The organism is Nocardioides ferulae (genome assembly GCF_003660455.1).
GTDB lineage: Bacteria > Actinomycetota > Actinomycetes > Propionibacteriales > Nocardioidaceae > Nocardioides > Nocardioides ferulae.
The window spans coordinates 177,774-200,166 of sequence record NZ_QZVR01000004.1 but is presented as its reverse complement, the minus strand read 5'-3'; the positions used below and the strand labels follow the sequence as shown (position 1 = coordinate 200,166).

The following is a 22,393-nucleotide window of genomic DNA, read 5'->3' as shown; positions in this document are numbered from 1 at the left end:
GGGGTGGGTCGGATCGGGACAGGTCGCGCCGGTTCACGCCGCCGCGCCGGCTGTAACGCGGTGTCCGGGCGACTTCCGCGGTGTCCGGCCACCGCACCAGTTGCCTGGACACCGCGTTACATGGTGCGGGCCGACCGCTGCGGTCGGCGAGACCGGCGGTCAGGGGGCCAGCCGGCCGGTGGTCCAGCCGTCGCCCGCTCGGCGGTAGACCAGCCGGTCGTGCATCCGCCCGGGCCGGCCCTGCCAGAACTCGACCACCTCGGGGCGCACCAGGTAGCCGCCCCACTCCTCCGGCACCGGCACGTCGACGCCGTCGAACCGCGCCGACACCTCGGCGTACGCCGCCGCGAGCTCCTCGCGCCCGGCCACCGGCCGCGACTGGTGGGAGGCCCAGGCCCCCAGCTGGGAGCCTCGCGGGCGCACGGCGAAGTAGGCCGCGACGTCGGCGGCCGGAAGCGGCTCGGCGAGGCCGTCGACCCGGACCTGCCGCTCCAGCGCGTGCCACGGGAACAGCAGCGCGCAGCGGGGGTTGGCCGCGAGGTCGGCGCCCTTGCGGGAGGCGGTGTTGGTGAAGAAGACGAACCCGCGCTCCTCCACGCCCTTGAGCAGGATCAGCCGCGACGAGGGCCAGCCGTCGGGCGAGACCGTCGAGACCACCATCGCGTTCGGCTCGTGCACCCCGGCCGCGAGGGCCTCGGTCAGCCAGCGGCGGAACATCGCGATCGGGTCGGCGGCCAGGTCGGCCTCGACCAGGCCCCCCGCGGCGTACTCCTCGCGCAGCGCGGCGAGGTCGGGGAGCCTGGTCCCGGAAGCGTCCGGCAGTGCGTCGTCCATGGGCCCCACTCTCCCACCCGGCCCCCACCCGCCGCCCAGCCATGCAGCAACCGAGCGGCAAACCGTGCAGACCGCCCGCACGCGTTCAGGCACCGACAGTGCACAATGCCGCGGGGTCCGCGGACCGGAGCCGTCGCCTGCTCCGCCACGCCGTCCGCAGCGCCCCTCGCCCCACTCGGGCCCCTGCGCGGGGCCGCACCGACAAAGGAGTCGCCATGACCGAGGTCCAGCACGGACTGGAAGGTGTCGTCGCCTTCGAGACCGAGATCGCCGAGCCCGACAAGGAGGGCTCCGCCCTGCGCTATCGCGGGGTCGACATCGAGGACCTGGTCGGCCGGGTGCCGTTCGAGAACGTGTGGGGGCTGCTGATCGACGGCGCCTACGACCCCGGCCTGGCGCCGGCCGAGGCGCACAACATCCCGGTCCGCACCGGCGACGTGCGCGTCGACGTGCAGGCGGCGATCGCGATGCTGGCGCCGGCGTTCGGGTTCCGCCCGACCTACGACATCAGCGACGAGGAGGCCCGCGAGGAGCTCGGCCGGGTCGCGGTGATGGTGCTGTCGTACGCCGCGCAGTCCGCGCGCGGGCTGGACCGGCCGCTGGTGCCGCAGAAGGTCATCGACGAGGGCAGCACGCTGGCCGAGAAGTTCCTGATCCGCTGGAAGGGCGAGGCCGACCCGCGTCACGTGAAGGCGATCGACGCCTACTGGTCCTCGGCGGCCGAGCACGGCATGAACGCCTCCACGTTCACCGCCCGGGTGATCACCTCGACCGGCGCCGACGTCGCCGCCGCGCTGTCGGGTGCGATCGGCGCGATGAGCGGGCCGCTGCACGGCGGCGCGCCGTCGCGGGTGCTGCACATGATCGAGGAGGTCGAGCAGCGCGACGGGGACGCCCGCGGCTACGTCAAGCAGCTGCTCGACGACGGCGAGCGGCTGATGGGCTTCGGCCACCGGGTCTACCGCGCCGAGGACCCCCGCGCGCGGGTGCTGCGACGCACCGCTCGCGAGCTGGACGCGCCGCGCTACGAGGTGGCCGAGGCGCTCGAGCAGGCCGCGCTCGCCGAGCTGCGCGAGCGGCGTCCCGACCGGGTGCTGGAGACGAACGTGGAGTTCTGGGCGGCGATCGTGCTCGACTTCGCCGAGGTGCCCGCCCCGATGTTCACCTCGATGTTCACCTGCGCCCGCACCGGCGGCTGGTCGGCGCACATCCTGGAGCAGAAGCGCACCGGCCGCCTGGTCCGGCCGTCGGCGAAGTACGCCGGCCCGGCGCCGCGCCCGGCCGACAGCGTCTCCGGCTGGCGCGACGGCTGGGCCGGCTGAATCGCCGGATATCCGGCGATCCTGTCGCTTCCCACGCGTTGCTGCGCGTGGGAAGCGACAACAACGCGTGGGAAGTCACCGAGAGATTCTCATAGACCCCGTGACGTGACCGGTCGGTGCCTGCCACACTCCGGGGCATGCCGACGCCGCGACTCCAGGCCGACCCGACCGCACCCGACCGCATCCGGGGCCGCACCGCCCTGGTGACCGGGGCCGGCTCCGGCATCGGTGCCGCGCTGGTCCGCGCCCTGACCGCCGCCGGCGCCGACGTGGTCGCCGCCGACCTCGATGAGGTGGCCGCGGCCCGGGTCGCCGCGGCCGCCCCCGGCCCCGGCACCGCCCGCGCCGCGCGCCTCGACGTCACCGACGGCGCCGCGGTGCAGGCGCTCGTCGACGAGACCGCCGCCCGCAGCGGCCGGCTCGACCTGCTGTTCAACAACGCCGGCATCACCTTCGGCGGCGAGACCGAGGACCTCACCCTCGCGCAGTGGGACGCGATCATCGACGTCAACGTGCGCGGCGTGGTGCACGGCGTCGCCGCGGCGTACCCGCTCATGCTCCGCCAGGCCCGCACCACCCCGGCCGACAGCACCGACGGCAGCGACGGCTGGGGCGGTCAGATCGTCAACACCGCCTCGATGGGCGGGCTGATGGCCGCCGGGCTGATCACCAGCTACGTCGCGACCAAGCACGCGGTGGTCGGGCTGTCGCTCGCGCTGCGCTCCGAGGCCGCCGCGAAGGGCGTCGGCGTCACGGTCGTGTGTCCCTCGGCGGTCGAGACCCCGATCCTGGAGAAGGGCCACCTCGGGCGCTTCCACGGGCGCGACTACTACCTCAAGGGTCAGGGGGTACGCCGTCCGCTCGACCCCGACGTGCTCGCCGCGCAGGTGCTCGAGGCGGTACGCAGCGACCGGGCGATGCTGGTCACGCCGCGCACCGCCCGGGTGATCTGGCGGGTCGGTCGGTGGGCACCCGGGTTCACCCAGCGGGCGTCGGTGCGGTTCGTGGCCAAGCAGCGGCGGTTGCAGGCCCGCCGGGCCGCCTCCTGACCGACGGCGGCCGTGGGCTGCGGCTCAGCCCATCCGCCGCTCGAACCAGCTGGTCTTGCCCCGGCCGCCCGCCCGGGTGAGCGAGACGTGCACGTGGTCGCGGTGACGCAGCGTCTTGGAGCACTTCTTCCGCGTCTTGCACGAGGAGCTCAGGTAGGGCTCGGGCGCGTAGCCGTTCCACGCCGAGTAGATCTCGTCGTTCCAGATGACATACATCAGCCCCATCCGGCGCCCGACGGCGTCGGTGTTGCCGCGGGCATCGGTGGCGCGCACCTGGGCGAGGAACGCGCGGGCGCGGCGCCGGTCGGCCTTCTTCGCCGCGTCCAGGCTCCAGTCGAAGGCCCGGCCCTCGTGGTGCTCGGAGCTCACGTTCTTCTTCGTGCACGAGCGCGAGATGCTGCCGAACGAGCCGCCGTGGTTGCGGACCAGCCACCGGCCGAGGAAGGCGGTGCCCGGCTTGGGCTTCGGCTGGCACTTCGTGGCGGGCTGCCACGACGGGTAGTCCTCGATCTCCGCCGAGGCCGGGGCCGCGGTCAGCAGCGCCCCCAGCAGGACGACGACGGCCACCAGGGCCGGCGCCCGACGCCCCTTGGACCGGGCCACGGTCGCTGAACTCTCTGTCGGCACGCTGCTTCCTCCTGTGTCGATCCCCCCGAGACGGATCCTCACGGCCGCACCCGCTCGAAGGCGAGGCCTCCCCTAGGGTCCATGAGGTGGACAACTCCTCGATCGGCAACAGCAGCGAACGGTTGAGCACCCGCGACCAGGCCGCTGCGTGGGACGCGCAGGCCCCAACGTTCGACGAGGCTCCCGACCACGGTCTTCGCGACCCCCTGGTACGCCGTGCCTGGCGGGCGCTGCTGGCCGACCTGCTGCCGGCGGCCCCGGCGCGCGTCGCCGATCTCGGCTGCGGCACGGGCACGCTGGCGGCCCTCTTGGCCGGCGACGGGTACGTCGTCGACGGGCTCGACCTCTCCGGCGAGATGGTGCGCCTGGCACGCGAGAAGACCGCAGCGCTGCCCGACGTCAGCGTGACCTGCGCCGACGCGGCGCGCCCGCCGCTGAGCCCCGGGACCTACGACGTGGTGCTGTCGCGCCATGTGCTGTGGGCGCTGCCCGATCCGGCCGACGTCCTTGCCCGGTGGGTGGCGCTGCTCGCTCCGGGCGGCCGGCTGGTGCTGATCGAAGGATCCTGGTGGACCGGGGCCGGCCTCACCGCGGCCCAGACCACGGCGCTGGTGGCCTCGACCGGCCGCGAGGCCGAGCTGAGGCCGCTCGAGGACCCCGCGCTGTGGGGCGGGCCGATCCGCGACGAGCGGTACGCCGTGGTGTCGGCGGGCTGAGCGGGCTCACCAGGACTCGACGAGCTCCTTGGCCTCCTTGAGGCCCATCCCGGTCCGCTCGCGGACCACCTTGATCGCCTGGATCTTCTTGCCGCGCGCCACCAGGTCGCGGACGTCGGCCCACGGGTCGCCGGCGGCCGCAGCGCCGTCGACGTCCGGCAACGAACCTCGCTCCTGAGCCAGCAGCGCGACGGTCACCTCGAGGCGGCGTACCCGCTCCTCGAGCTGCGCGATGCGGCTCGGGTCGGGCTGATCGTCGCCGCGGTCGCTGAACCATCCCATGCGCCGCACCCTAGGGGAGGCGGGTCGTGCCTCGGCTCACCGCGGCGCGCCGAGGGGATCGATCGTCCCTCGACGCGCCGCGGGAATGCGGGTCGGTGCCCTCAGCGGCGCAGCCGGAAGCGCTCGCGGTCGCGGTCCTGCCCGTCGTCCGGCGCGAGCAGGATCGCGGTCACCCGGGCGGTGGCGGGGGCCGTCCCGAGCTGGCGGCGCACCCGCCGCGGGACCGAGAGGCGGTGCAGCGCGCTACCGGGCTCCGCGACCGGCACGGTCAGGCGGCTCACCGGCTGCCACGCACCGGACCGCCGCACCTGGAGGATCAGGCTCAGCGACGCACCCGTGGGCCCGGCCTGGGCCCGGACCGGGACCCGGCCACCGGTGGCGGCCAGGCGGACGGTGCCGGGCACCGTCACCGCCACCGAGGCCGGGTCCGCGGCCGGGGGCTCGCCGGGCCCGCCGGTCGGGCTGGGCTCGCCGGTCGGGCTGGGCTCGCCGGTCGGGCTGGGCTCGCCGGTCGGGCTGGGCTCACCGGTCGGGCTGGGCTCACCGGTCGGCGGGTCGGTGGGCGTGGCGGGCAGCCAGGCGGGGGCGATGTCGTGGGCGGCCGACGGGGCGACCTCGACCACCCCGCTCCCGTCCGCCGCCATCGCCGCCACGTCACGGTCGGTGCCGTCGGCGCGCACGTAGGCGACCCGGGTGCCGTCCGGCGACCACGCCGGGTCGCTGTCGCTGACGCTCGGGGAGCGCGAGAGCCGCTGGAGCCCGGAGCCGTCGAGCGCGATCGACCAGATCGCGGGCAGCCCGCCGCCGTCCGCCTCGAAGGGGTGGGTGAAGGCGAGCGCGGTGCCGGACGGGTGCCAGTCCGGGTGGTCGTCGTGGCCGGCGAAGGCATCCCCGCCGACCACCTGACCGCGGGTGAGGTTGCGCTCGACGGACGTCGCCGGGTCGACGACCACGATGCCACCCTGGGCGCTGCGCCGGCTGAGGGCGATCAGCCCGTCGGGCGCGTCGGACGAGGCCGGGGACCAGTCGGGCTGCTGGTCGGTGACGGTGTTGGCGGTGACCTGCCGAACCCCGCCGGTCCCGTCGGCACGCACCACCAGGACCTCGAGGTCGCTGCCGCCGTCGGGCGCGGCGTTGGAGGTGTAGGCGATCCGGGTGCCGTCGGGCGACCACGTCGGCGAGGCCTCGGCTGCGGCGGTCGAGGTGACGCGCCGGGCATCGGAGCCATCGGCATCCATGGTCCACAGGTCGCCGTCACGGACCCACGCGATCCGGGTGCCGTCCGGTGAGACGGCCGGGCTCAGGTTGCCGCCGGTCGTGGTGAGCTGTCGCAGGCCGCTGCCGTCGGGCTCGACCAGGAACAGGTGCGGGTTGCCGCTCCGCGAGCTCTGGAACACGATCGGGCCGTTCACCGCGCCCGGCACCGGCGGCTGGCTGGTCGGCGGGCTCGTCGGGTCGCTGGTCGGCGGGCTCGACGGGTCACTGGTCGGCGGACTCGTCGGGTCACTGGTCGGCGGACTCGTCGGGTCGCTGGTCGGCGGGCTCGACGGGTCACTGGTCGGCGGGCTCGACGGGTCACTGGTCGGCGGGCCGCCGCCCTCCTGCACCTGCAACGACGGCGTGGAGGGTTCGAGGAGCTGCCGCTTTCCACCCACGATGACCAGGGACGGGAAGACCGGGGCGTGCCGGCCGGCGGTGGTCATCCGCACCGGCACCTGGATCTCGATGCCGTGCCGATACGGCACCCCCCACGGGTTGCCGGAGGCGTCCGGGAAGCTGGCGGTACCGCCGCTCACAGGCGGCGAGGCGCTGGTGGGGCACCCCTGGGTGAACGGCTGCTCGACAGCGCTGCCGGAGGTGTAGTCCCACCGCACGCAGCGGATCGGGTGGGCAGCCGAGACGGCCAGCTCCTCCCCCGGCCCGAGCCGCACCTCCGGCAGCACGATCGGCATCGAGCAGTCCTCGGCCAGCGTGGCCACCTCGACATAGGCGTAGACAACGTCGCCGGCGGCCGGCGGAGCGGCGTCGTCGTAGACGAGCCCCGCCACACCGCCCACGGTGACCGCCGGCAGCTGCGTGCTGCACCACTCCCCGAACAGGTAGCGCGGATCGCCTTCGTGCCGGGTGGGCGCCGCCGAGGCCGAGGAGGCCAGGACGACGACGGCGGCCAGGGCCGTCGCCACCACCGTGACGCCGGCGGTCAACAGTGCGGCCGCTGCGCGGGTCCGAGATCCGAGCCGGCCGGGCCGCTCGGCCGTCGTGGGGGTGGAGGTGGTCGCCATCTCGTCACTTCCTCAGCGTGAAACCGTCGGCGGCGCGCTGACCCGTCCCCGAGTCCGTCCGCACCCTCACCACCACCTTGGCCCGCAGCCCCCTGGTCGGGAGCCGGTCGCGCCACGCCCGGGGCACCGGCACCCGGACCGTCTGGGACGACCCGGTGGCCGAAGCGGCACGACTGGCGACGGTCGCCCAGCGGCCGTCCCGCTGGGCACGGAGCACCACCTTGACCGTTGCTCCGGCGGGCTCGGCGCGCAGCGTCGTGGGGACGGCGCCACCGGTGCGGCCCAGCCGGACCACCTCGGCGACGTCGGTCGTCACCGAGGCCGGAGCACCGCCACCGACGTCGACCGAGGGCGACAACGGGCTCAGCACGGGGTCGGTCACCCCGTCGATCACCTGGGCGTGGAACCGCACGGCCAGGGGCCCCGGCGCCGTCGCCTTCACCGGGACCTGCACCTCCCATCCGGTCTGGTAAGGCAGCCGCCACAGCTCCTGGCTGCGCGGCGGGAAGCTCCAGTCGCCGCCGCTGACGCCCGGCGAGGCCGAGGTCGGGCACAGCGCGGTCTCCGCGTGCTCGCTGACGGGACTGTCGCGGTAGTCCCATCGCACGCACCGGATCGGGTGGGCCGGCGACACCGCCAGCTCCAGGTTCGGGGGCAGGTCGATGTCGGGCACCATCTGCTGCTCGATGCACGGCTCGGCGGTGGCCGCGACCTCGACGTAGGCGTAGAACACCTCGCCGACCTTCGGCTTGGCGGCGTCGTCGTAGAGCAGGCCGGCGACCGACCCGACGGTCGCCGCCTGGTAGCCGAGGTCGCACCAGTAGCCCATGGCGACCCGCAGGTCGCCCTCGTGCCGGGTCGGAGCGGCGTACGCCGTGCCGCCGGTGCCGGCGACCAGGGTGCCGGCGGCGGCCAGGGCGAGAGCCGCCCGACGGCGCCGACCCGGCCTGGGTGCCGGTGGTCGCCGGCGGGCCGGGCTGATGGATGGGCTGATGGATGGGCTGATAGCTGGGCTGGGGTGGGTGGTCATCGGGGTCTCCTCGCCTGGATCGGGGCCGTGCGACCGATCGTGGGGCGGAGCGCTCAACCAACCCTCAAGCGACCCTCAGCCGCCCCCGGACACCCCGGTCAGGCCGAGCTCGATCGCGGCGGGCAGGTCGAGGGCGGCACCCCGCCGTGCCGCCTCGGCGGCCGCCGGTGCGTCGAGCCCGGCGACGGCCGGCGCCACCCTGCGCTCCCGCATCGCACGGTCCGCGGGAACCAGCGTCGCGCCCTCCTCGGCGAGGGCACGGTCGGCGGCGGCGAGCAACGCAGCGGCCGTCTCGGCGCGATCCTCGCGCACGGCGAGCGCGGCGAGCGTCTCGAGGCACTCGGTCAGCCGGAACTCCTGGCCGAGCTCGCGCAGCACGGGCACGCTGCGGGCGAGCAGGTCGCGGGCGAGCTGCACCTGACCCCGGTCGACGGCCACGTCGGCCAGGCCGGCCTCGGCCACCGCCTGGTCCAGCCGGTCGTCCTCGCGCCGGGCGATCCGCAGGCACTCCTCGAGACATGCCTCGGCCCGGTCCAGGTCACCGAGGTCACGGGCGACCATCGCCCGGTTCGCCAGCGCGATCGGCAGCGACAGCGTCGGCTCCTGCAGCCGGCGACGCAGCGCGATGCTCTCCTCCATCATCGGTGCCGCCTCTTCGGGCCGGCCCAGGTCGCGGGCGATCCCGCCGAGGGTGTTGAGCACGCGCGCCCGCCAGGTCAGGTCGTCGGCCGGCAGCAGCGCCCGGCACTCCCGGCTGTGGGCCAGCGCCTCCTCGGTGCGGCCCTGCTCGGCTCGACAGATCGCCAGCGCGTACCACGCCCGGGCACGCAGGGCCGGGTCGCAGCCGGCGCCGAGGCGCAGCGCCCGGGGCAGCCACTCGACGTCGGCCGAGGCGGGACTGGTGCGATACCAGAACAGCCCGAGGGCGGCCACCATGTCGAGCAGCCCCTCCGCCGACTCCGCTCCGGAGTCGGCCTCGGCGGTCTCGGCCCACCAGGTCATCGCCGCCCGCAGGTCGGGGCCATCGCTGCGCAGACGTTCGACCCAGGTGGCCATCGCAGCCCCGCGCATGCCTCCGGTCGAGCTCGCCGCGAGCCGCCGGTACCACGCAGCGTGCGCCGCGCGGGTCGCCGCAAGGTCGGCGGGGTCGGCGTCCTCCTCGGCGTGCTCGCGCACCGCCTGGAACATCGCGAAGCGGCCCGCGGCGTCACGCTGCAGCAGGCTGGCCGAGACCAGTGCCTCCAACCGGTCCGCGCCGACGCCGGCCACCGCGGTGGCGGCCTCGGCGTCAAAGCCGCCCCGGAAGACCGCGAGCCGGTGGTACGCCGCCGCGACGCCCGGCTCGAGCAGCCGGACGCTCCAGGCGATCGCGTTGCGCAGCGTCTGCTGACGGGGGCTGCGGTCCCGCGGGCCCTCGCTGGCCAGGTCGAGCCGCCCGGCGGTCTCGGCGAGCGTCGCGCGCAGCCGGGACAGCGGGACCGTGTCGACGCGGGCCGCCACCAGCTCGAGCGCGAGCGGGAGGTGGTCCAGCGCCGCGCAGACGGCCGCCACCTCGTCGCCGGGTCCGGGGTCGAACCGGTGGTCGACGGCGCGCGCCCGCTCGACGAACAGCGGCACCGCGTGCTCGGCCGGCAGCGGCTCCAGCGACCGCACCTGCTCGCCGTACACCCGCAACGGCACCCGGCTGGTGGCGAGCACCCGCAGGTCCGGGCAGGCGGCCAGCAGGTCGGCCACGGCCGGGGCGGCGTCGAGCACCTGCTCGAGGTTGTCGAGCACCAGCAGCAGCCTGCGGGCGCCCAGGTGGGTGCGCAGCGCAGGCATGGCGCCGTCAGGACCCACCTCGACGTCGAGGGTGTGAGCGACCGCCTCCGGCACCAGCCGCGGGTCCTCCAGCCCGCCGAGGTCGACGAACCAGACGCCGTCGGGATGGTCGGCGGCCGCCAGATGGGCCGCGGCCAGGGCGACCCGGGTCTTGCCGATGCCGCCCGCACCGGTGACCGTGACCAGACGGCCGGAGCCGGTCCGCAGCCGGCCGAGCAGGTCCTCGACGTCCGGCTGCCGTCCGACCAGGCTGGTCAGTGGCGTCGGCAGGTGCCGGCGGGCCCGCAGGCGGGGATCCTCGACGACCAGGGCGGGGTCGTCGCGGAGCATCGCCTGGTGAAGGTCCTGGAGCCGCCGTCCCGGCTCCAGTCCGGTCTCGGCCACGAGCCGTCGGCGTCGCTCGCGGTAGTGCGCGAGGGCGTCGTCGCGGCGGCCGGCCCGGTGCAGCGCGAGCATCAGGTCGGCGTGCAGGGCCTCGTCGTCGGGTTCGTCCGCGAGCAGCGGCTCCAGCTCGGCCAGTGCCTCGTGCGGCTGGCCGAGCTCCAGCCGGGCGCGGGCCAGCACCACTCGGGCCTGGCGCCGCAGCTCCTCCAACCGGACGGCGTCGGCCGCGAGAGCCCGGAAGCCGAGCAGCCCCTGCCAGGCCGGCCCGCGCCACCGGGCGAGGGCACCGGCCGCAGCCTCGGCCGCGGCCTCGGGGTCGCCCTGCTCGAGGCGCTGCCGAGCCGCCCCGACGGCCTCGGCGAACCCGTCGGCGTCGACCACGGCGTCCTCGGGCAGCAGCCGGTAGCCGTCCCGGTCGCCCTCGATGCGGACGCCACCTGCTCCCAGCGCCTTGCGCAGCGCCGAGACGTAGACCTGGAGGTTGCGTCGCGGGTCCGACGGCGGGGCCGAGCCCCACAGCTCGTCGGTCAGCTCCTCGACGGTGACCAAGGCGGGCGAGGCGACCAGCAGCATGCCCAGGACGGCCCGCTGCTTGACCGCGCCGAGCTCGACCGGCCGGTCCCCCACGCGGGCCTGCAGGTCACCGAGCACCGACAGGGCCAGGCGTGCCACCCGCCGATTATGCGGCGCGGTCCGCCCGTGGACCAGCGTTAGGGGTCATAGCCGCTTGCCGAAGCACCGCGAGATCGGGGAGTCCTTGTAGTGGCCGAAGCCGGGCACCGGCTGGTAGCCCGACGACTCGTAGAGCGCGATCGCCTCCGGCTGCCGCAGCCCGGTCTCGAGCACCAGGGCAGCGAACCCCGCCTCCCGGGCGCTCTGCTCGAGGTGGGCGAGCATCCGGCGGGCGTGACCCCGCCCGCGCGCCGCGGGCACGACGTACATGCGCTTGATCTCGGCGGTCGCGTCGGTGCCGAGCGCGGCCACGCCCGAGCGGCGCCAGGCTCCGGTGGCGACGGCCACCGCGTCGGCGTCGTAGCCGACGAAGAAGCTGCCGGCCGGCGGCTCGAAGTGGGCCGGGTCGATAGGACTCTCGTCGCGCCCGCCGTAGCGCACGACGTACTCGGCCTGCACCTCCTCGATCAGCCGCTGCGCGTCGTCGTGGGTGATCGGGACGCGGGCGATCCGCAGCCCGTCCGGGTCGCCGGCGCTCAGCTGCGGCGCGGCGCAGGTGTCAGCCAAGCGAGCTCCCGCACGAGTCGCAGAACCGCGCGTCGGCGTCGTTGCGGACCCCGCACTGGCGGCAGAACGGCCCGGTGGCGGCGACGTCGGCCGACAGGTCGTCCGCGGTACGGCCGATGCCGGCCAGGCCCTGCCCGTCGGTCAGGTAGGCCGCGGAGTCCTTCACGACCGGCATCGTCTCGCCTGCCGCGTAGCGGGCGCCGGCCCCCAGGAACCCCCACTGCAGCAGCATCGCGCCGAACCCGATGATGGGCAGGCCCCCGATGAACGCCACGATCCGGCGCCCCTCCGGCTCGAACTCGGCGCCGAACACCCCCGCGACGCCCCAGACGAAGGTGAGGATGCCCGCCAGCAGCAGCACCGCGCCGCCGACGCGGAGCGCGGTCCGGTACTGGCCCTGACGGGCGAATCCGGGGGCGTGGGTCATCGGAGGACTCCTCGAGAAAGTCGGTAGTGGGCGGGTGCCAGAATAGGCCTGCTGACAGCGTCGTCAGGAACCACCACGACGCACCCCGGAAGGTTGTCCATGGCCGACACCCCGCAGATCCCCGCCGACCTGCTGCCCGCCGACGGGCGGTTCGGCTCCGGCCCCTCGAAGATCTGGCCGAGCCACCTCGAAGCACTGGCCGCCACCGGCGCCTCGCTGATGGGCACCTCGCACCGGCAGGCGCCGGTGCGCAACCTGGTGGGCCGGGTGCGCGAGGGCCTCGCCGACCTGTTCTCGCTGCCCGAGGGCTACCAGGTCGTGCTCGGCAACGGCGGCGCCACCGCGTTCTGGGACATCGCCACCTACGGCCTGATCCGGGAGAGGAGCCAGCACCTCACGTTCGGCGAGTTCTCCTCGAAGTTCGCCAAGGCCGCCGCCGACGCCCCCTGGCTGGCCGCGCCGTCGATCCGTGCCGCCGACCCCGGCTCCCGCCCCGACCCGGTCGCCGAGGCCGGCGTCGACGTCTACGCCTGGGCCCACAACGAGACCTCGACCGCGGTGATGGCGCCGGTCGTCCGGCCGGTCGGCACCTCCGCCGACGAGGCGCTCGTGGTCATCGACGCCACGTCCGGCGCCGGTGGGCTGCCGCTCGACGCTGCCGAGGCCGACGTCTACTACTTCGCTCCGCAGAAGTCGTTCGCCTCCGACGGTGGCCTGTGGCTGGCCCTGATGTCGCCGGCCGCGCTCGATCGCGCCGCCGAGATCGCCGCCTCCGGCCGGCACATCCCGGCGTTCTTCGACCTGCCGACCGCGATCGACAACTCCGCGAAGAACCAGACCTACAACACCCCGGCGGTCGCCACCCTCTTCCTGATGGCCGAGCAGCTGGACTGGATGCACGCCCACGGCGGCCTCAAGGGCATGGTCGAGCGCACCACCACCTCCTCCGACCTGCTCTACGGCTGGGCCGAGCGCACCGCCTACACCACGCCGTACGTCGCCGACCCGGCGCACCGCTCGCTGGTCGTGGGCACCATCGACTTCGATGAGTCCGTCGACGCCGCCGCGGTCGCGGCGACGCTGCGCGCGAACGGCATCGTCGACACCGAGCCCTACCGCAAGCTCGGCCGCAACCAGCTGCGCGTCGCGATGTACCCCGCCGTCGACCCCGCCGACGTCGAGGCGCTCTGCGCCTGCATCGGCTGGGTGGTCGAGCAGAGCGGCTGATCGACCGCTTGTCGTTTCACCACGGTATGCAGACGAACCTGCAGCGTCCCTTTGTCTGCATCCCGTGATGAACCTGCGCTTCCCTAGCCGTGTTCGCCTGGGGAAGTGAGGGTTCGGCTGCATCCCTAGGGGAAGCCGCAGGCAGCACCCACCCGGCCGGCTACCCGCCGAGCCGCTCCAGCGCGCCCGCGAGTTCGTCGTACGCCGCCCTCCCGAACGCCACCATGCGCGCCTCCTCGACCGCCGTCGGGGTCGCGGCGAGCGTCTCGAGGGCGGCGGCGACCGCGTCGTCGCGAGGCCAGCCGTAGATGCCGGCGCTGATCAGCGGGAAGGCGACGGTCCGCGCGCCGAGCTCGTCGGCGACCTCCAGCGCACGGCGGTAGCAGGAGGTGAGCAGCGCCCGGTCGCGCTCACCCGCGCGATGGTTGGGACCGACGACGTGGATCACCCAGCGGGCCGGCAGGTCGCCGGCGGTGGTCCAGCCGGCATCTCCGGTGTCGAGCCCCCGCGGGAACCGGCGCACGCAGTCGTCGAGCACGGCCGGTCCGCCGGCCGCGTGGATCGCGCCGTCCACCCCGCCACCCCCGCGCAGGGCGCGGTTCGCCGCGTTCACCACGGCGTCCACCCGCTGCTGGGTGATGTCGCCCTCGACGACCCGGATCCGCACGCCCCTCGCCTCCCCTGCTCGATGCTGGTCGCTGCCGGTCACTGCTGGAGCAGCTGCAACGTAGCGCGCTCCAACGCCGCCTGCCGCTCGTCGGGGGTGTCGTGGGTGCGTCCGGTCGCGTCGGCGATGGTGCGGCCCTGCTCGTAGGCCTCGACCACCCGCGGGTCGACGTAGGAGGAGCGCGCCAGCGTCGGGGTGTTGCCCAGGAACGACGCGACCTCCTTCATCGCTCCCGAGATCGCGCGCCGCCGGGACGCCGCGCTGTGCCCCGGCTCGGAGGTCTCGGCGAGCGCCGCCGCGGCCAGCACGGTGGCGTGCCAGGTGCGGAAGTCCTTCGCGGTCGCCTCGATCCCGGTGCTGCTGCGCACGTAGTCGTTGACCAGCGCCGGCAGCAGGGAGCGCCAGGAGCGCGACTCCTGATAGGACAGCAACCGATTGTCGTCGCGGCTGCGTCGACGGCGCATGATCTCGATCGCCTCGACGACCGAGGCGTCATCGATCTCGATGCGGTGGTCGACTCCGGACTTGCCGGTGAACGTGAACACCAGCCGGTCCTGCTGGCGTCGCACGTGGCGCCGCTCGAGTGTGGTCAGCCCGAACGAGCCGTTGGTGTCGGCGTAGACGTCGTTGCCGATGCGGAAGTAGCCGAGGTCGAGCAGCCGCACCGCGGCCGCGCAGGCACGCTCCATCGGCATCCCCTCGCGGCCCAGGTCGGTGACGACCAGCTCGCGGGCGGTGGCCAGCGCCTGCCCGAACTCGAGCATCCGGTCGAACTTCTCGGCGTCCCGCTTGGCCCGCCAGTGCGGGTGGTAGAGGTACTGCCGCCGCCCGGCGTCGTCGGTGCCGACGGCCTGGAGGTGACCGTTCTCGTAGGGCGTGATCCACACGTCGGTCCATGCCGGCGGGATCACCAGGTCGCGGATCCGCTGCACGTCGTCGTCACCCAGCCGCTGCCCCTGCTGGTCGAGGTAGACGAAGCCGCGCCCGGCCCGCCGCCGGGTCCAGCCCGGCTGGTCGGGTGAGGTGCGGCGGAGTCGGGGCATGCCTTGAGGTTTCCCGTGGCCGGTCCCGCCATGCCCGCCCCGGGGAGGTCATACGTTGCGGTCGCCGCAGCGACCTGGTCGTATGACGTCGTCCCGGAGGGCCGACGCCGCTCAGCGCCGCCGCCGCACGGCCATCGCCGCGCCGGCGATCACCGCGATCCCGCCCAACCCACCGGCGACCGCCCAGGCCCACACCGGTGTCGGACGGTCGGACGCCGCGTCCGGTGCGGTAGCAGGGTCCGACGGCGTCGCGGTGTCCTCCTCACCGGTGGCGGTGTCGACCGGCGCGACCGCCTCGGCCACCCCCCGCGGCAGCCGCACCCGGTGCACCGGCGCGTGCAGCCCCTCGGTGCCGGCGAAGACCCGGCCGGCGTCGTCGACGGCGATCCCCTCCCCCTGCTGCTGGTCGGGCAGCGCGAACGAGCCGACCTCCTCGAGGTCGGGCCAGGAGTAGACGGTCGCCGAGCCGTAGTCGCGCAGCACCAGATGGCGGCCGTCGGGGAAGAACGCCCCGTCGGTGGCGAACCCGACCACCCGCCCGACCGCACGCATCGGGTTCGGTGCCGCCGCGTCGAGGCGGCGGGGCGCGGCGTACAGGACGCCACCGAAGATCACCTTCGACACCACGAGCAGCCGGCCGGTCACCGGGTGGGCGAGCAGCGTCTCGGCGTCGCGCGCGCCGTCGGGATAGGTGAGCTGGTACGCCGTGGGGTCCGGCGCGCGGTCGCCTCGCCCGACCGGCACCCGCAGCACGCTGATCGAGTCGCGGCCCGCCAGGTTGTCGCCGATGTCGCCGGCCCACACGTGGCCGTCGCCGGCGGGCGCGATCGCCTCCAGGTCGTCGGGCTCGTCGGCCCAGCTGGTCACCCCCACCGTCTCGCCGGTGGCGGGGTCGACGGTGAACAGGCGCCCGCCGTCACCGGAGTCGTTGTGGGTGACGAAGAGCCCGTCGACCACGGCCAGCCCGCTGGCCTCGACGATCGCGGGGTCCTGCAGCCGGAACACCACCTCACCGTCACCGGCGGCAGGCGCGGCCGCGGCGCCGAGCAGCAGTGGCGCAACGGCGGCCCAGCCGAGGACCCGGTCGAGGGCGCGGCCGCGCACGCTCAGCCCTCGCCGGGCTCGTCCACCGGCCCGCCGGTCGCGGCCCCGACCCCGAGCAGCTCGCCGAGCCGCGGCCGGATCCGCCACTCGGTGACCAGGTCGTCGTACTCCTTGCGGACGCCGCCGCCCTTGACCACCTTGCCGGTGCGCACCGCCCGCAGCAGGGTGTTGCGGGGGGTGTGCTGGCTCTCGACGAACTGGGTGACGTCGACGCGGTAGCCCTCGATGCGCATCAGCGAGGCCCGCAGCGCGTCGGTGAGCGTGTCGGCGAGCCGCTCGCGCAGGATGCCGTGGCGGGTGAGCATCGCGTAGGGGCCAGGGGTGGGGGCGCGGCGCAGTTGGGCGGCGACGTCGTGGTGGCAGCAGGGTGCGGCGAGCACCAGCTGCGCCTCCCACTCCACGGCCCGGGCCAGCGCCTCGTCGGTGGCGGTGTCGCAGGCGTGGAGGGCGAGCACCACCTCGGGCGCGGGGTCGAGCTCGACGCCGGTGATCGACCCCACGACGAACTCGAGACCGTCGGCCACGCCGAGGTCGGCGGCGACCCGGCTGTTGTGCTCGCGCGACTGCTCCTTCACGTCGACCCCGACCAGGTGCACCGGCAGCCCCCGCACGGCGGTGAGGAAGCGGTGGGCGGCGAAGGTGAGATAGGCGTTGCCGCAGCCGAGGTCGACGATGCGCAGCGGCTCCTCGGGGGTCGGGCGGCGCACGTGGCCCTTCTCGATCGCCTCGCCCAGCGCGCTGTCGAGCAGCCGCAGGAACTCCTCGACCTGGCGGTACTTCGCCTGCCGGCTCGGCTTCATCCGGCCCTGCTCGTCGGCCAGGCCGAGCGCCCGGAAGACCGGGTCGTCCTCGGGCAGCAGCCGCTCCTTGCCACGGTCGTGGCCGCGGTCGACCTCGACGGCGGCCTCGCGTGCGGAGCTGTGCACGATCGCCTCGAGCTTCTTGGTGACCCGCAGCTGGTGGCTCTCGGTGGTGGTGTCGACGTGCCAGTTGGCGAACGGCTCGTCGAGCAGCGCGTCGACGGCCTCGCGCGCCGCCTCGCCGACGGCGTGGTTGGAGGTGTGCGCCTGGGTGGCGTCGTACGCCGTGACCTGCAGGTGGCGGCCGGCCTTCAGGTCGACGTAGCGCAGCTCGACGCGGCGCCACCGGGGCTGCTCACCCTTCTGCCGGCCGGAGGCGACCGCACGCACCAGCACGTCGGGGTCGAGCACGTAGGACCGCATCCGGGCTAGCGCGCGGAGCAGTGGCTCGGCGCTCACCGCCCGACCACCGCGGCGACCACGACGATCACGAAGAGCACCCCCAGCAGCGCCGGGATGACCATGCGTCGGTGTCGGGGGTTCACCCGGCCGATCCTACGAGCCGCGAGGCGAACAGCTCGGCGAGGTGCATGGTGGGGACGCCCGCGAGGTCGTCGAGCTGCACCCGGCACGACATGCCGTCGGCCAGCACCACGGCGTCGGGGTGCGAGCGCACCGCCGGCAGCAGGTGGGTCTCGGCCACCGCGACGGATACCTCGTAGTGGCCCTGCTCCATGCCGAAGTTGCCGGCCAGGCCGCAACAGCCGGCCACCCGGGTGACGCTCGCGCCCGCCTTCTTCAGCAGCGCCTCGTCGGGGCCCCAGCCGAGGATGCTGGCGTGGTGGCAGTGCGGCTGGGCCACCACCTCGACCCCTGTGAGGTCGGGCGGGGTCCAGTCGAGCCGGGTCAGCAGCTCGGCGAACGTGAGCACTCCCCCGGCCACCTCGGCGGCCCGCGGGTCGTCGCTGAGCTCGACCGCGTCGCTGCGCAACGTGGCCAGGCAGGACGGCTCCAGCCCGACCACCGGCACTCCCGAGGCGACGTACGGCGCGAGCGTGGCGACGCTGCGGGCGACGATGCGGCGCGCTTGGTCGAGCTGCCCGGTGGTGATCCAGGTCAGCGCGCAGCAGGCCGGCTCCTCGATCACCCGCACCCGCAGCCCGGCCGCCTCGAGCACCGCGATCGCAGCGTGGCCGCTGCCCGGCAGGAAGTGGTCGGTGAACGAGTCGGCCCACACCCACACATCGGGCGTGTCGCCGTCGCCCAGCCGGCCGGTCACGGCGCTCTTGCGCAGCGTGGTGGTCGCGAACGTCGGGATCGAGCGGCGCTGGTCGATGCCGGCGGTCGCCCGGGCCAGCGTCGCCACCGGCTTGAGCCGCATCATCCGGTTCGCCAGCGGCGCCACCGGCGCCACCCGCGCCGCCCAGCGCGGCAGCCGTCCCAACAGGTAGTGACCGCGGGGCCGGCGGCGCCCCGAGTAGGTCTGGTGCAGGGCCTCGGACTTGTACGTCGCCATGTCGACGCCGGTGGGGCAGTCCGACGCGCAGCCCTTGCAGGCCAGGCAGAGGTCGAGCGCCTCGTGCACGGCCGGGTCGGCGAGTCCGTCGACCAGCGCTCCGTCGAGGGCCTCCTGCAGCACCCGGGACCGGCCGCGGGTGGAGTCCTTCTCCTCGCGGGTGGCCAGGTAGGAGGGGCACATGACGCCGTTGGTCTTCGGCGACACGCACTTGCCGACGCCGGTGCAGCGGTGCACGGCGTTGCCCACCGACCCGTCGTCGTGGAGGAACCGCAGACCGGGCACCACCCGCTGCCGCGCGCGCACCGGACGCAGCGAGGCGTCGAGCGGCTCGGGGTCGACCAGCACGCCGGGGTTGAGCACGCCGTCGGGGTCGCAGACCGCCTTGGCCGCGGCGAAGAGCCGCAGCGACTCGGCGTCGTACATCAGCGGCAGCAGCTCCGAGCGGGCCCGACCGTCGCCGTGCTCGCCGGAGAGCGACCCGCCGTAGCCGGCGAGCTTGGTGGCCGAGGCGACGAGGAAGTCTCGGAACACCCGGCTGCTGGCGGGATCACCGGCGGTGAACGGGAAGTCGATGCGCACGTGCACGCAGCCGTCGCCGAAGTGGCCGTAGGGCACGCCGTGCAGGCCGTGGCCGGTCAGCAGCTCGTCGAAGTCGCGCAGCCAGGCGCCGAGGTGCTCGGGCGGGACCGCGGCGTCCTCCCAGCCGGAGTAGGCCATGCTCGGCAGGCTCTTGGCGGCCAGGCCGGCGCCGTCCTCGCGGATCCGCCACAGGGCGGCCTGCTCGGCCAGGTCGGGCACCAGCCGGTGGGCCAGCGCACCGCCGGCGTCGACCGCGCGCCGGGCGAGGGCGTCGCGCTCCGGGCCGGTCACCTCGACGAACAGCCAGCCGGCACCGCGCGGCAGCTCGGGCACGGCACCGCCGCGGGCCCGCACCAGGTCGACGATCCGGGCGTCGAGGCCCTCGCAGGCGGCCATGTCCTGCGGCACCGCGGCCAGCAGCGCGGGCACGGCGTCGGCGGCCTCGGCCATCGAGGGGTAGCCGAGCACGACCAGCAGTCGGTCGGCCTCCTCGACCAGGTCGACGGTGGCCTCGAGCACCAGGCCGAGGGTGCCCTCGGAGCCGACGAGGAACCGGTCGACACGGCGGCCGTTCTCGGGAAGCAGGTGCTCGAGTGAGTAGCCGCTGACCTGCCGGGTGAACCGGCCGAAGCCGGTGCGCACGTGCTCGAGGTGGGCGCCGACCAGGTCGAGCAGGGCCGCGGCGCCACCGGTCGAGCCGCCCCCCGTGGCCGAGCCTGCCGAGACCACCTCGCCGGTGCCGAACGCGACGTCGAGGCCCTGCACGGTGTCGGCGGTGCGGCCGTAGCCGAGCGCCCGCGACCCGCAGGCGTTGTTGCCGATCATCCCGCCGATCGTGCAGCGGGTGTGGGTCGACGGGTCGGGGCCGTAGCGCAGCCCGTGCGGCGCGGCGGCGCGCTGCAGGTCGGCGTGCACCACGCCCGGCTGCACCACCGCGGTGCGGGCCTCGGCGTCGATCGAGAGCACCCGGTTGAGGTGCCGCACCGTGTCGACGACGATGCCGCGGCCGACCGCGTTGCCGGCGATCGAGGTGCCGGCGCCGCGCATGGTGAGGGGTACGCCGGTGCTGCGCGCGACGTCGAGGACGGCGAGCAGCTCGTCGCGGTGCCGGGGCCGGGCCACGACCTGGGGCACCACGCGATAGAGCGAGGCGTCGGAGGAGTAGAGCGCCCGCGCCAGGGTCGAGTCGTCGACGTCGGCGACGCCGCGCCGGCGCAGCTCGGCCAGCAGTTCGGGGGTGGGCACGGCGGCGCCGCCCTGCTCGGCGGCGTCCAGCAGCTCGGTCATCGGGCCTCCTCGGGGCGGTAGCGGGCGAAGGTCGTCCAGCCCGCCCAGGCCAAGACGCCGACGACGAAGAGGCCGGTGGCGAGGGCGAACGACCAGCCCAGCGACGGCTCGTCGCTGCGAGCCGCGATCCCGGTGTTCACCACCATCGTGCCGAGGAACAGCATCGTGGCGGCGCCGAAGCCGTAGAGGTCGTTCCGGAGCCGTCTCCGGGCCTCGGCCTCGCGCTCCTCGGTGGCGGTCCACCAGTCCTTGTGCGGAATGTTGACCAGGCTCGAGCGCAGCGGCAGCCGAGCGGTCAGCGCGGCCAGGCCGCCCAGCAGCACGGCCACGCCGGCCCCCACGAGACCGAAGGTCCACAACGCCTCGGTGCGGCTGCCCCACCGGTCCGGCTCACCCGACCCGCCGAAGTGCAGCGGCACCCTGGCCGGCAGCCACCAGGCCGATGCGGCGACCAGCCCGGCGTACGCCGCACAGGTCAGGAGGAAGGCGCGCTGCACCCGGCCAGTCTCCCATCGCCCGTGCCGGCGACCGCGCCCAGGCAGAGCGGGATGAGACGTCGAAGGACCCGGAACCCCCTCGGTCTCTCGGTCACCATCGCCATCGACCCGTCGAACGTTCCCCGACACGCCGCGAGAACGCGGGAATCTGTGACGGGTCGGCGATCTACCGGTGGTGCATCGAGGCGCGGATGATCGCGGCGAGGTCGTCGGCCTCGACCGGGCGCGGGGCGGTGGCGAGCAGCCGCTGCTGCTTGAGCGCGCCGTCGACGAGCGCGTCGACGTCGCCCTCCTCGTAGCCGACCGCGGCGAGCCCGCCCGGGATCCCGATGTCGCGCATCAGCGCGGTCAGCACGGCAGGCAGCAGGTCCGGACCGTCCCCGCGGGCGTCGGGGTCGAGCAGCCGTGCCGCGCGGAGGTGGCGCTCGGGCGCGGCCTCGAAGGTGAACCGGAACGCCTCGGGTGCGGTGAGCGAGACCGCCATCCCGTGCGGCACGATCGGCTCGTCCTGCGGATAGCCGGCCGGCCGGAAGTCCCGCACCCGGCCGGCAATCGGATAGGCGTTGGCGTGCGGGATGTGCACCCCCGCGTTGCCGAAGCCGAGCCCGGCGAACGTCGCGGCCAGCGCCATCTGCTCGCGGGCCGCCGCGTCGCCGCCGTCGCGCACCGCGCCGCGGAACGCGCCGGCCAGCAGCGACAGCGCCCGCTCCGACCACAGGTCCGCGATCGGGTTCGCGCCGCAGTAGGGCACCCGCTGCTCGGGCTGCTTGGCGTCGAAGTCGGCGAACCAGCGGGCGGTGTAGCTCTCGAGCGCGTGGCAGAGGATGTCCATGCCGGCGGCCGCGGTGACCATCGCCGGCTGGCTCATGGTCAGGTCGGGGTCGACGACCGCGAGCCGGGGCCGCAGCGCCGGGTGGCTGATCCCGGTCTTGACGTGCAGCGACAGCACGTCGAGCACGCAGATCGTGGTGCTCTCGCTGCCGGTGCCGGTGGTGGTCGGCACCGCCACCAGCGGCAGCAGCGGCCGGCTGGGCGCCAGGGCCTTGCCGACCGGCGCGTTGATGTAGTCCATCAGCTCGCCGGGGTTGGTGGTGAGCAGGTTGACCGCCTTGGCGGTGTCGATCGCCGAGCCGCCGCCCACGGCCAGCACCGCCTCGAAGGGGCCGTGCTCGCGCGCGAACTCGATCGCGTGCAGCAGCGAGGCGTCGGTGGGCTCGACGTGCACGGCGTCGTACGTCGTGACGGTGACGCCGTGGCCGGCGCACTGCTCGGCGATCCGCTGGGGGTGCCCGGTGGCGGCCACGCCGGGATCGGTGACCAGCAGCACCCGGCGCGCCCCCAGCCCGAGCAGGTCGTGGCCGATCTCGCCGGAGGCACCGCGGCCGAACTTCAACGCCGGGGCGGCGTAGGTGAAGACGGTCTCGGGCGTCTGCGGTGCGGGGTGCAGGCCGCCAGGGGGAGCGGCAGGGGATGCAGCGGAGGGAGCCTCGGTCATCGGGCCACCGTACCGGCGCAGCCGGGCGGCAACGAGGCCCGCGCGCGGGCCTCACCGGTTGCTGTGCGGCGCGCCCGACGCGGTCCGTGCACCGCGCCGGCTCCGGTCATGCGTCCGGATCGTCCACGGTTCGGCCACCGTTCGGCTACGACTCGTCCACAG

Annotated in this window: 19 protein-coding genes; 4 read left to right on the top strand and 15 right to left on the bottom strand. The window is 74.9% G+C overall.

All coding sequences use genetic code 11. The features are described from left to right. Positions 1–159: 159 nt before the first annotated feature. Positions 160–834, bottom strand: a complete 675-nt coding sequence (gene pdxH / locus D6B71_RS07215) for a pyridoxamine 5'-phosphate oxidase (RefSeq protein ID WP_121253486.1) — start codon at positions 832–834, stop codon at positions 160–162. 215 nt (positions 835–1,049) lie between these two features. On the opposite strand from pdxH, the gene D6B71_RS07210 reads away from it, so the two are divergent. Together D6B71_RS07210 and D6B71_RS07205 are read left to right on the top strand one after the other, a co-directional pair. Continuing rightward, positions 1,050–2,156, top strand: a complete 1,107-nt coding sequence (locus tag D6B71_RS07210; RefSeq protein ID WP_121253484.1) for a citrate synthase 2 — start codon at positions 1,050–1,052, stop codon at positions 2,154–2,156. Between the two features lie 137 nt (positions 2,157–2,293). Next, positions 2,294–3,205, top strand: a complete 912-nt coding sequence (locus tag D6B71_RS07205) for an SDR family NAD(P)-dependent oxidoreductase (protein ID WP_121253482.1) — start codon at positions 2,294–2,296, stop codon at positions 3,203–3,205. A gap of 24 nt (positions 3,206–3,229) precedes the next feature. Here the strand turns inward: D6B71_RS07205 and D6B71_RS07200 are convergent, their stop codons facing one another. Continuing rightward, a complete protein-coding gene (locus D6B71_RS07200; protein WP_126688200.1) occupies positions 3,230–3,832 on the bottom strand; it encodes a VldE C-terminal domain-containing protein in 603 nt (200 codons plus the stop codon). An 86-nt stretch (positions 3,833–3,918) separates the two neighbouring features. Between D6B71_RS07200 and D6B71_RS07195 the strand changes: the two genes are divergently transcribed. Then, positions 3,919–4,548 (top strand): class I SAM-dependent methyltransferase, encoded by a 630-nt coding sequence (locus tag D6B71_RS07195; RefSeq protein WP_240641192.1) that lies wholly within the window; start codon positions 3,919–3,921, stop codon positions 4,546–4,548. A 6-nt stretch (positions 4,549–4,554) separates the two neighbouring features. Here D6B71_RS07195 and D6B71_RS23985 read toward each other — a convergent pair whose 3' ends face one another. The 6 genes from D6B71_RS23985 to D6B71_RS07165 form a co-directional block, all read right to left on the bottom strand. Beyond that, a complete protein-coding gene (locus D6B71_RS23985) occupies positions 4,555–4,830 on the bottom strand; it encodes a ribosomal protein L7/L12 (protein WP_121253478.1) in 276 nt (91 codons plus the stop codon). Between the two features lie 101 nt (positions 4,831–4,931). Beyond that, positions 4,932–7,112 (bottom strand): TolB family protein, encoded by a 2,181-nt coding sequence (locus D6B71_RS07185; protein ID WP_121253476.1) that lies wholly within the window; start codon positions 7,110–7,112, stop codon positions 4,932–4,934. Between the two features lie 4 nt (positions 7,113–7,116). After that, entirely contained in the window at positions 7,117–8,142 is a 1,026-nt protein-coding gene (locus D6B71_RS07180) for a hypothetical protein (protein ID WP_121253474.1), read from the bottom strand. A gap of 75 nt (positions 8,143–8,217) precedes the next feature. Continuing rightward, positions 8,218–11,019, bottom strand: a complete 2,802-nt coding sequence (locus D6B71_RS07175) for an AfsR/SARP family transcriptional regulator (RefSeq protein ID WP_121253472.1) — start codon at positions 11,017–11,019, stop codon at positions 8,218–8,220. 45 nt (positions 11,020–11,064) lie between these two features. Further along, positions 11,065–11,586: a GNAT family N-acetyltransferase gene (locus tag D6B71_RS07170; protein ID WP_240641191.1), complete on the bottom strand. Its 522-nt coding sequence runs from the start codon at positions 11,584–11,586 to the stop codon at positions 11,065–11,067. Continuing rightward, positions 11,579–12,013, bottom strand: coding sequence for a zinc ribbon domain-containing protein (locus D6B71_RS07165; protein ID WP_121253470.1), 435 nt, complete (start codon positions 12,011–12,013; stop codon positions 11,579–11,581). Before D6B71_RS07165 ends, D6B71_RS07170 begins: the two co-directional genes overlap by 8 nt. A 99-nt stretch (positions 12,014–12,112) precedes the next feature. Between D6B71_RS07165 and serC the strand changes: the two genes are divergently transcribed. After that, positions 12,113–13,240, top strand: a complete 1,128-nt coding sequence (gene serC / locus D6B71_RS07160; RefSeq protein WP_121253468.1) for a phosphoserine transaminase — start codon at positions 12,113–12,115, stop codon at positions 13,238–13,240. A gap of 160 nt (positions 13,241–13,400) precedes the next feature. Here the strand turns inward: serC and D6B71_RS07155 are convergent, their stop codons facing one another. The 7 genes from D6B71_RS07155 to D6B71_RS07125 form a co-directional block, all read right to left on the bottom strand. Then, positions 13,401–13,907 (bottom strand): O-acetyl-ADP-ribose deacetylase, encoded by a 507-nt coding sequence (locus D6B71_RS07155; RefSeq protein ID WP_121253466.1) that lies wholly within the window; start codon positions 13,905–13,907, stop codon positions 13,401–13,403. 38 nt (positions 13,908–13,945) lie between these two features. Beyond that, positions 13,946–14,950, bottom strand: coding sequence for a DNA topoisomerase IB (locus D6B71_RS07150; protein WP_121253464.1), 1,005 nt, complete (start codon positions 14,948–14,950; stop codon positions 13,946–13,948). Between the two features lie 111 nt (positions 14,951–15,061). Further along, positions 15,062–16,054, bottom strand: coding sequence for a WD40 repeat domain-containing protein (locus tag D6B71_RS07145; protein WP_121253462.1), 993 nt, complete (start codon positions 16,052–16,054; stop codon positions 15,062–15,064). Between the two features lie 2 nt (positions 16,055–16,056). Beyond that, a complete protein-coding gene (locus tag D6B71_RS07140) occupies positions 16,057–17,313 on the bottom strand; it encodes a class I SAM-dependent methyltransferase (protein ID WP_338036784.1) in 1,257 nt (418 codons plus the stop codon). Between the two features lie 82 nt (positions 17,314–17,395). Next, entirely contained in the window at positions 17,396–20,239 is a 2,844-nt protein-coding gene (locus D6B71_RS07135) for an FAD-binding and (Fe-S)-binding domain-containing protein (protein ID WP_121253458.1), read from the bottom strand. Next, complete coding sequence (locus D6B71_RS07130) at positions 20,236–20,736, bottom strand: DUF1648 domain-containing protein (RefSeq protein ID WP_164519569.1); 501 nt, start codon at positions 20,734–20,736, stop codon at positions 20,236–20,238. Before D6B71_RS07130 ends, D6B71_RS07135 begins: the two co-directional genes overlap by 4 nt. Before the next feature lie 166 nt (positions 20,737–20,902). Continuing rightward, entirely contained in the window at positions 20,903–22,231 is a 1,329-nt protein-coding gene (locus D6B71_RS07125) for a hydroxyacid-oxoacid transhydrogenase (protein WP_121253453.1), read from the bottom strand. Positions 22,232–22,393: the final 162 nt, after the last annotated feature.

Bases quoted from the DNA above. Each gene is read 5' to 3' on its own strand.
- pdxH (WP_121253486.1), bottom strand. From the start codon at position 834: ATGGACGACGCACTGCCGGACGCTTCCGGGACCAGGCTCCCCGACCTC.
- D6B71_RS07210 (WP_121253484.1), top strand. From the start codon at position 1,050: ATGACCGAGGTCCAGCACGGACTGGAAGGTGTCGTCGCCTTCGAGACC.
- D6B71_RS07205 (WP_121253482.1), top strand. From the start codon at position 2,294: ATGCCGACGCCGCGACTCCAGGCCGACCCGACCGCACCCGACCGCATC.
- D6B71_RS23985 (WP_121253478.1), bottom strand. From the start codon at position 4,830: ATGGGATGGTTCAGCGACCGCGGCGACGATCAGCCCGACCCGAGCCGC.
- D6B71_RS07185 (WP_121253476.1), bottom strand. From the start codon at position 7,112: ATGGCGACCACCTCCACCCCCACGACGGCCGAGCGGCCCGGCCGGCTC.
- D6B71_RS07180 (WP_121253474.1), bottom strand. From the start codon at position 8,142: ATGACCACCCACCCCAGCCCAGCTATCAGCCCATCCATCAGCCCATCC.
- D6B71_RS07165 (WP_121253470.1), bottom strand. From the start codon at position 12,013: ATGACCCACGCCCCCGGATTCGCCCGTCAGGGCCAGTACCGGACCGCG.
- serC (WP_121253468.1), top strand. From the start codon at position 12,113: ATGGCCGACACCCCGCAGATCCCCGCCGACCTGCTGCCCGCCGACGGG.
- D6B71_RS07150 (WP_121253464.1), bottom strand. From the start codon at position 14,950: ATGCCCCGACTCCGCCGCACCTCACCCGACCAGCCGGGCTGGACCCGG.
- D6B71_RS07135 (WP_121253458.1), bottom strand. From the start codon at position 20,239: ATGACCGAGCTGCTGGACGCCGCCGAGCAGGGCGGCGCCGCCGTGCCC.
- D6B71_RS07125 (WP_121253453.1), bottom strand. From the start codon at position 22,231: ATGACCGAGGCTCCCTCCGCTGCATCCCCTGCCGCTCCCCCTGGCGGC.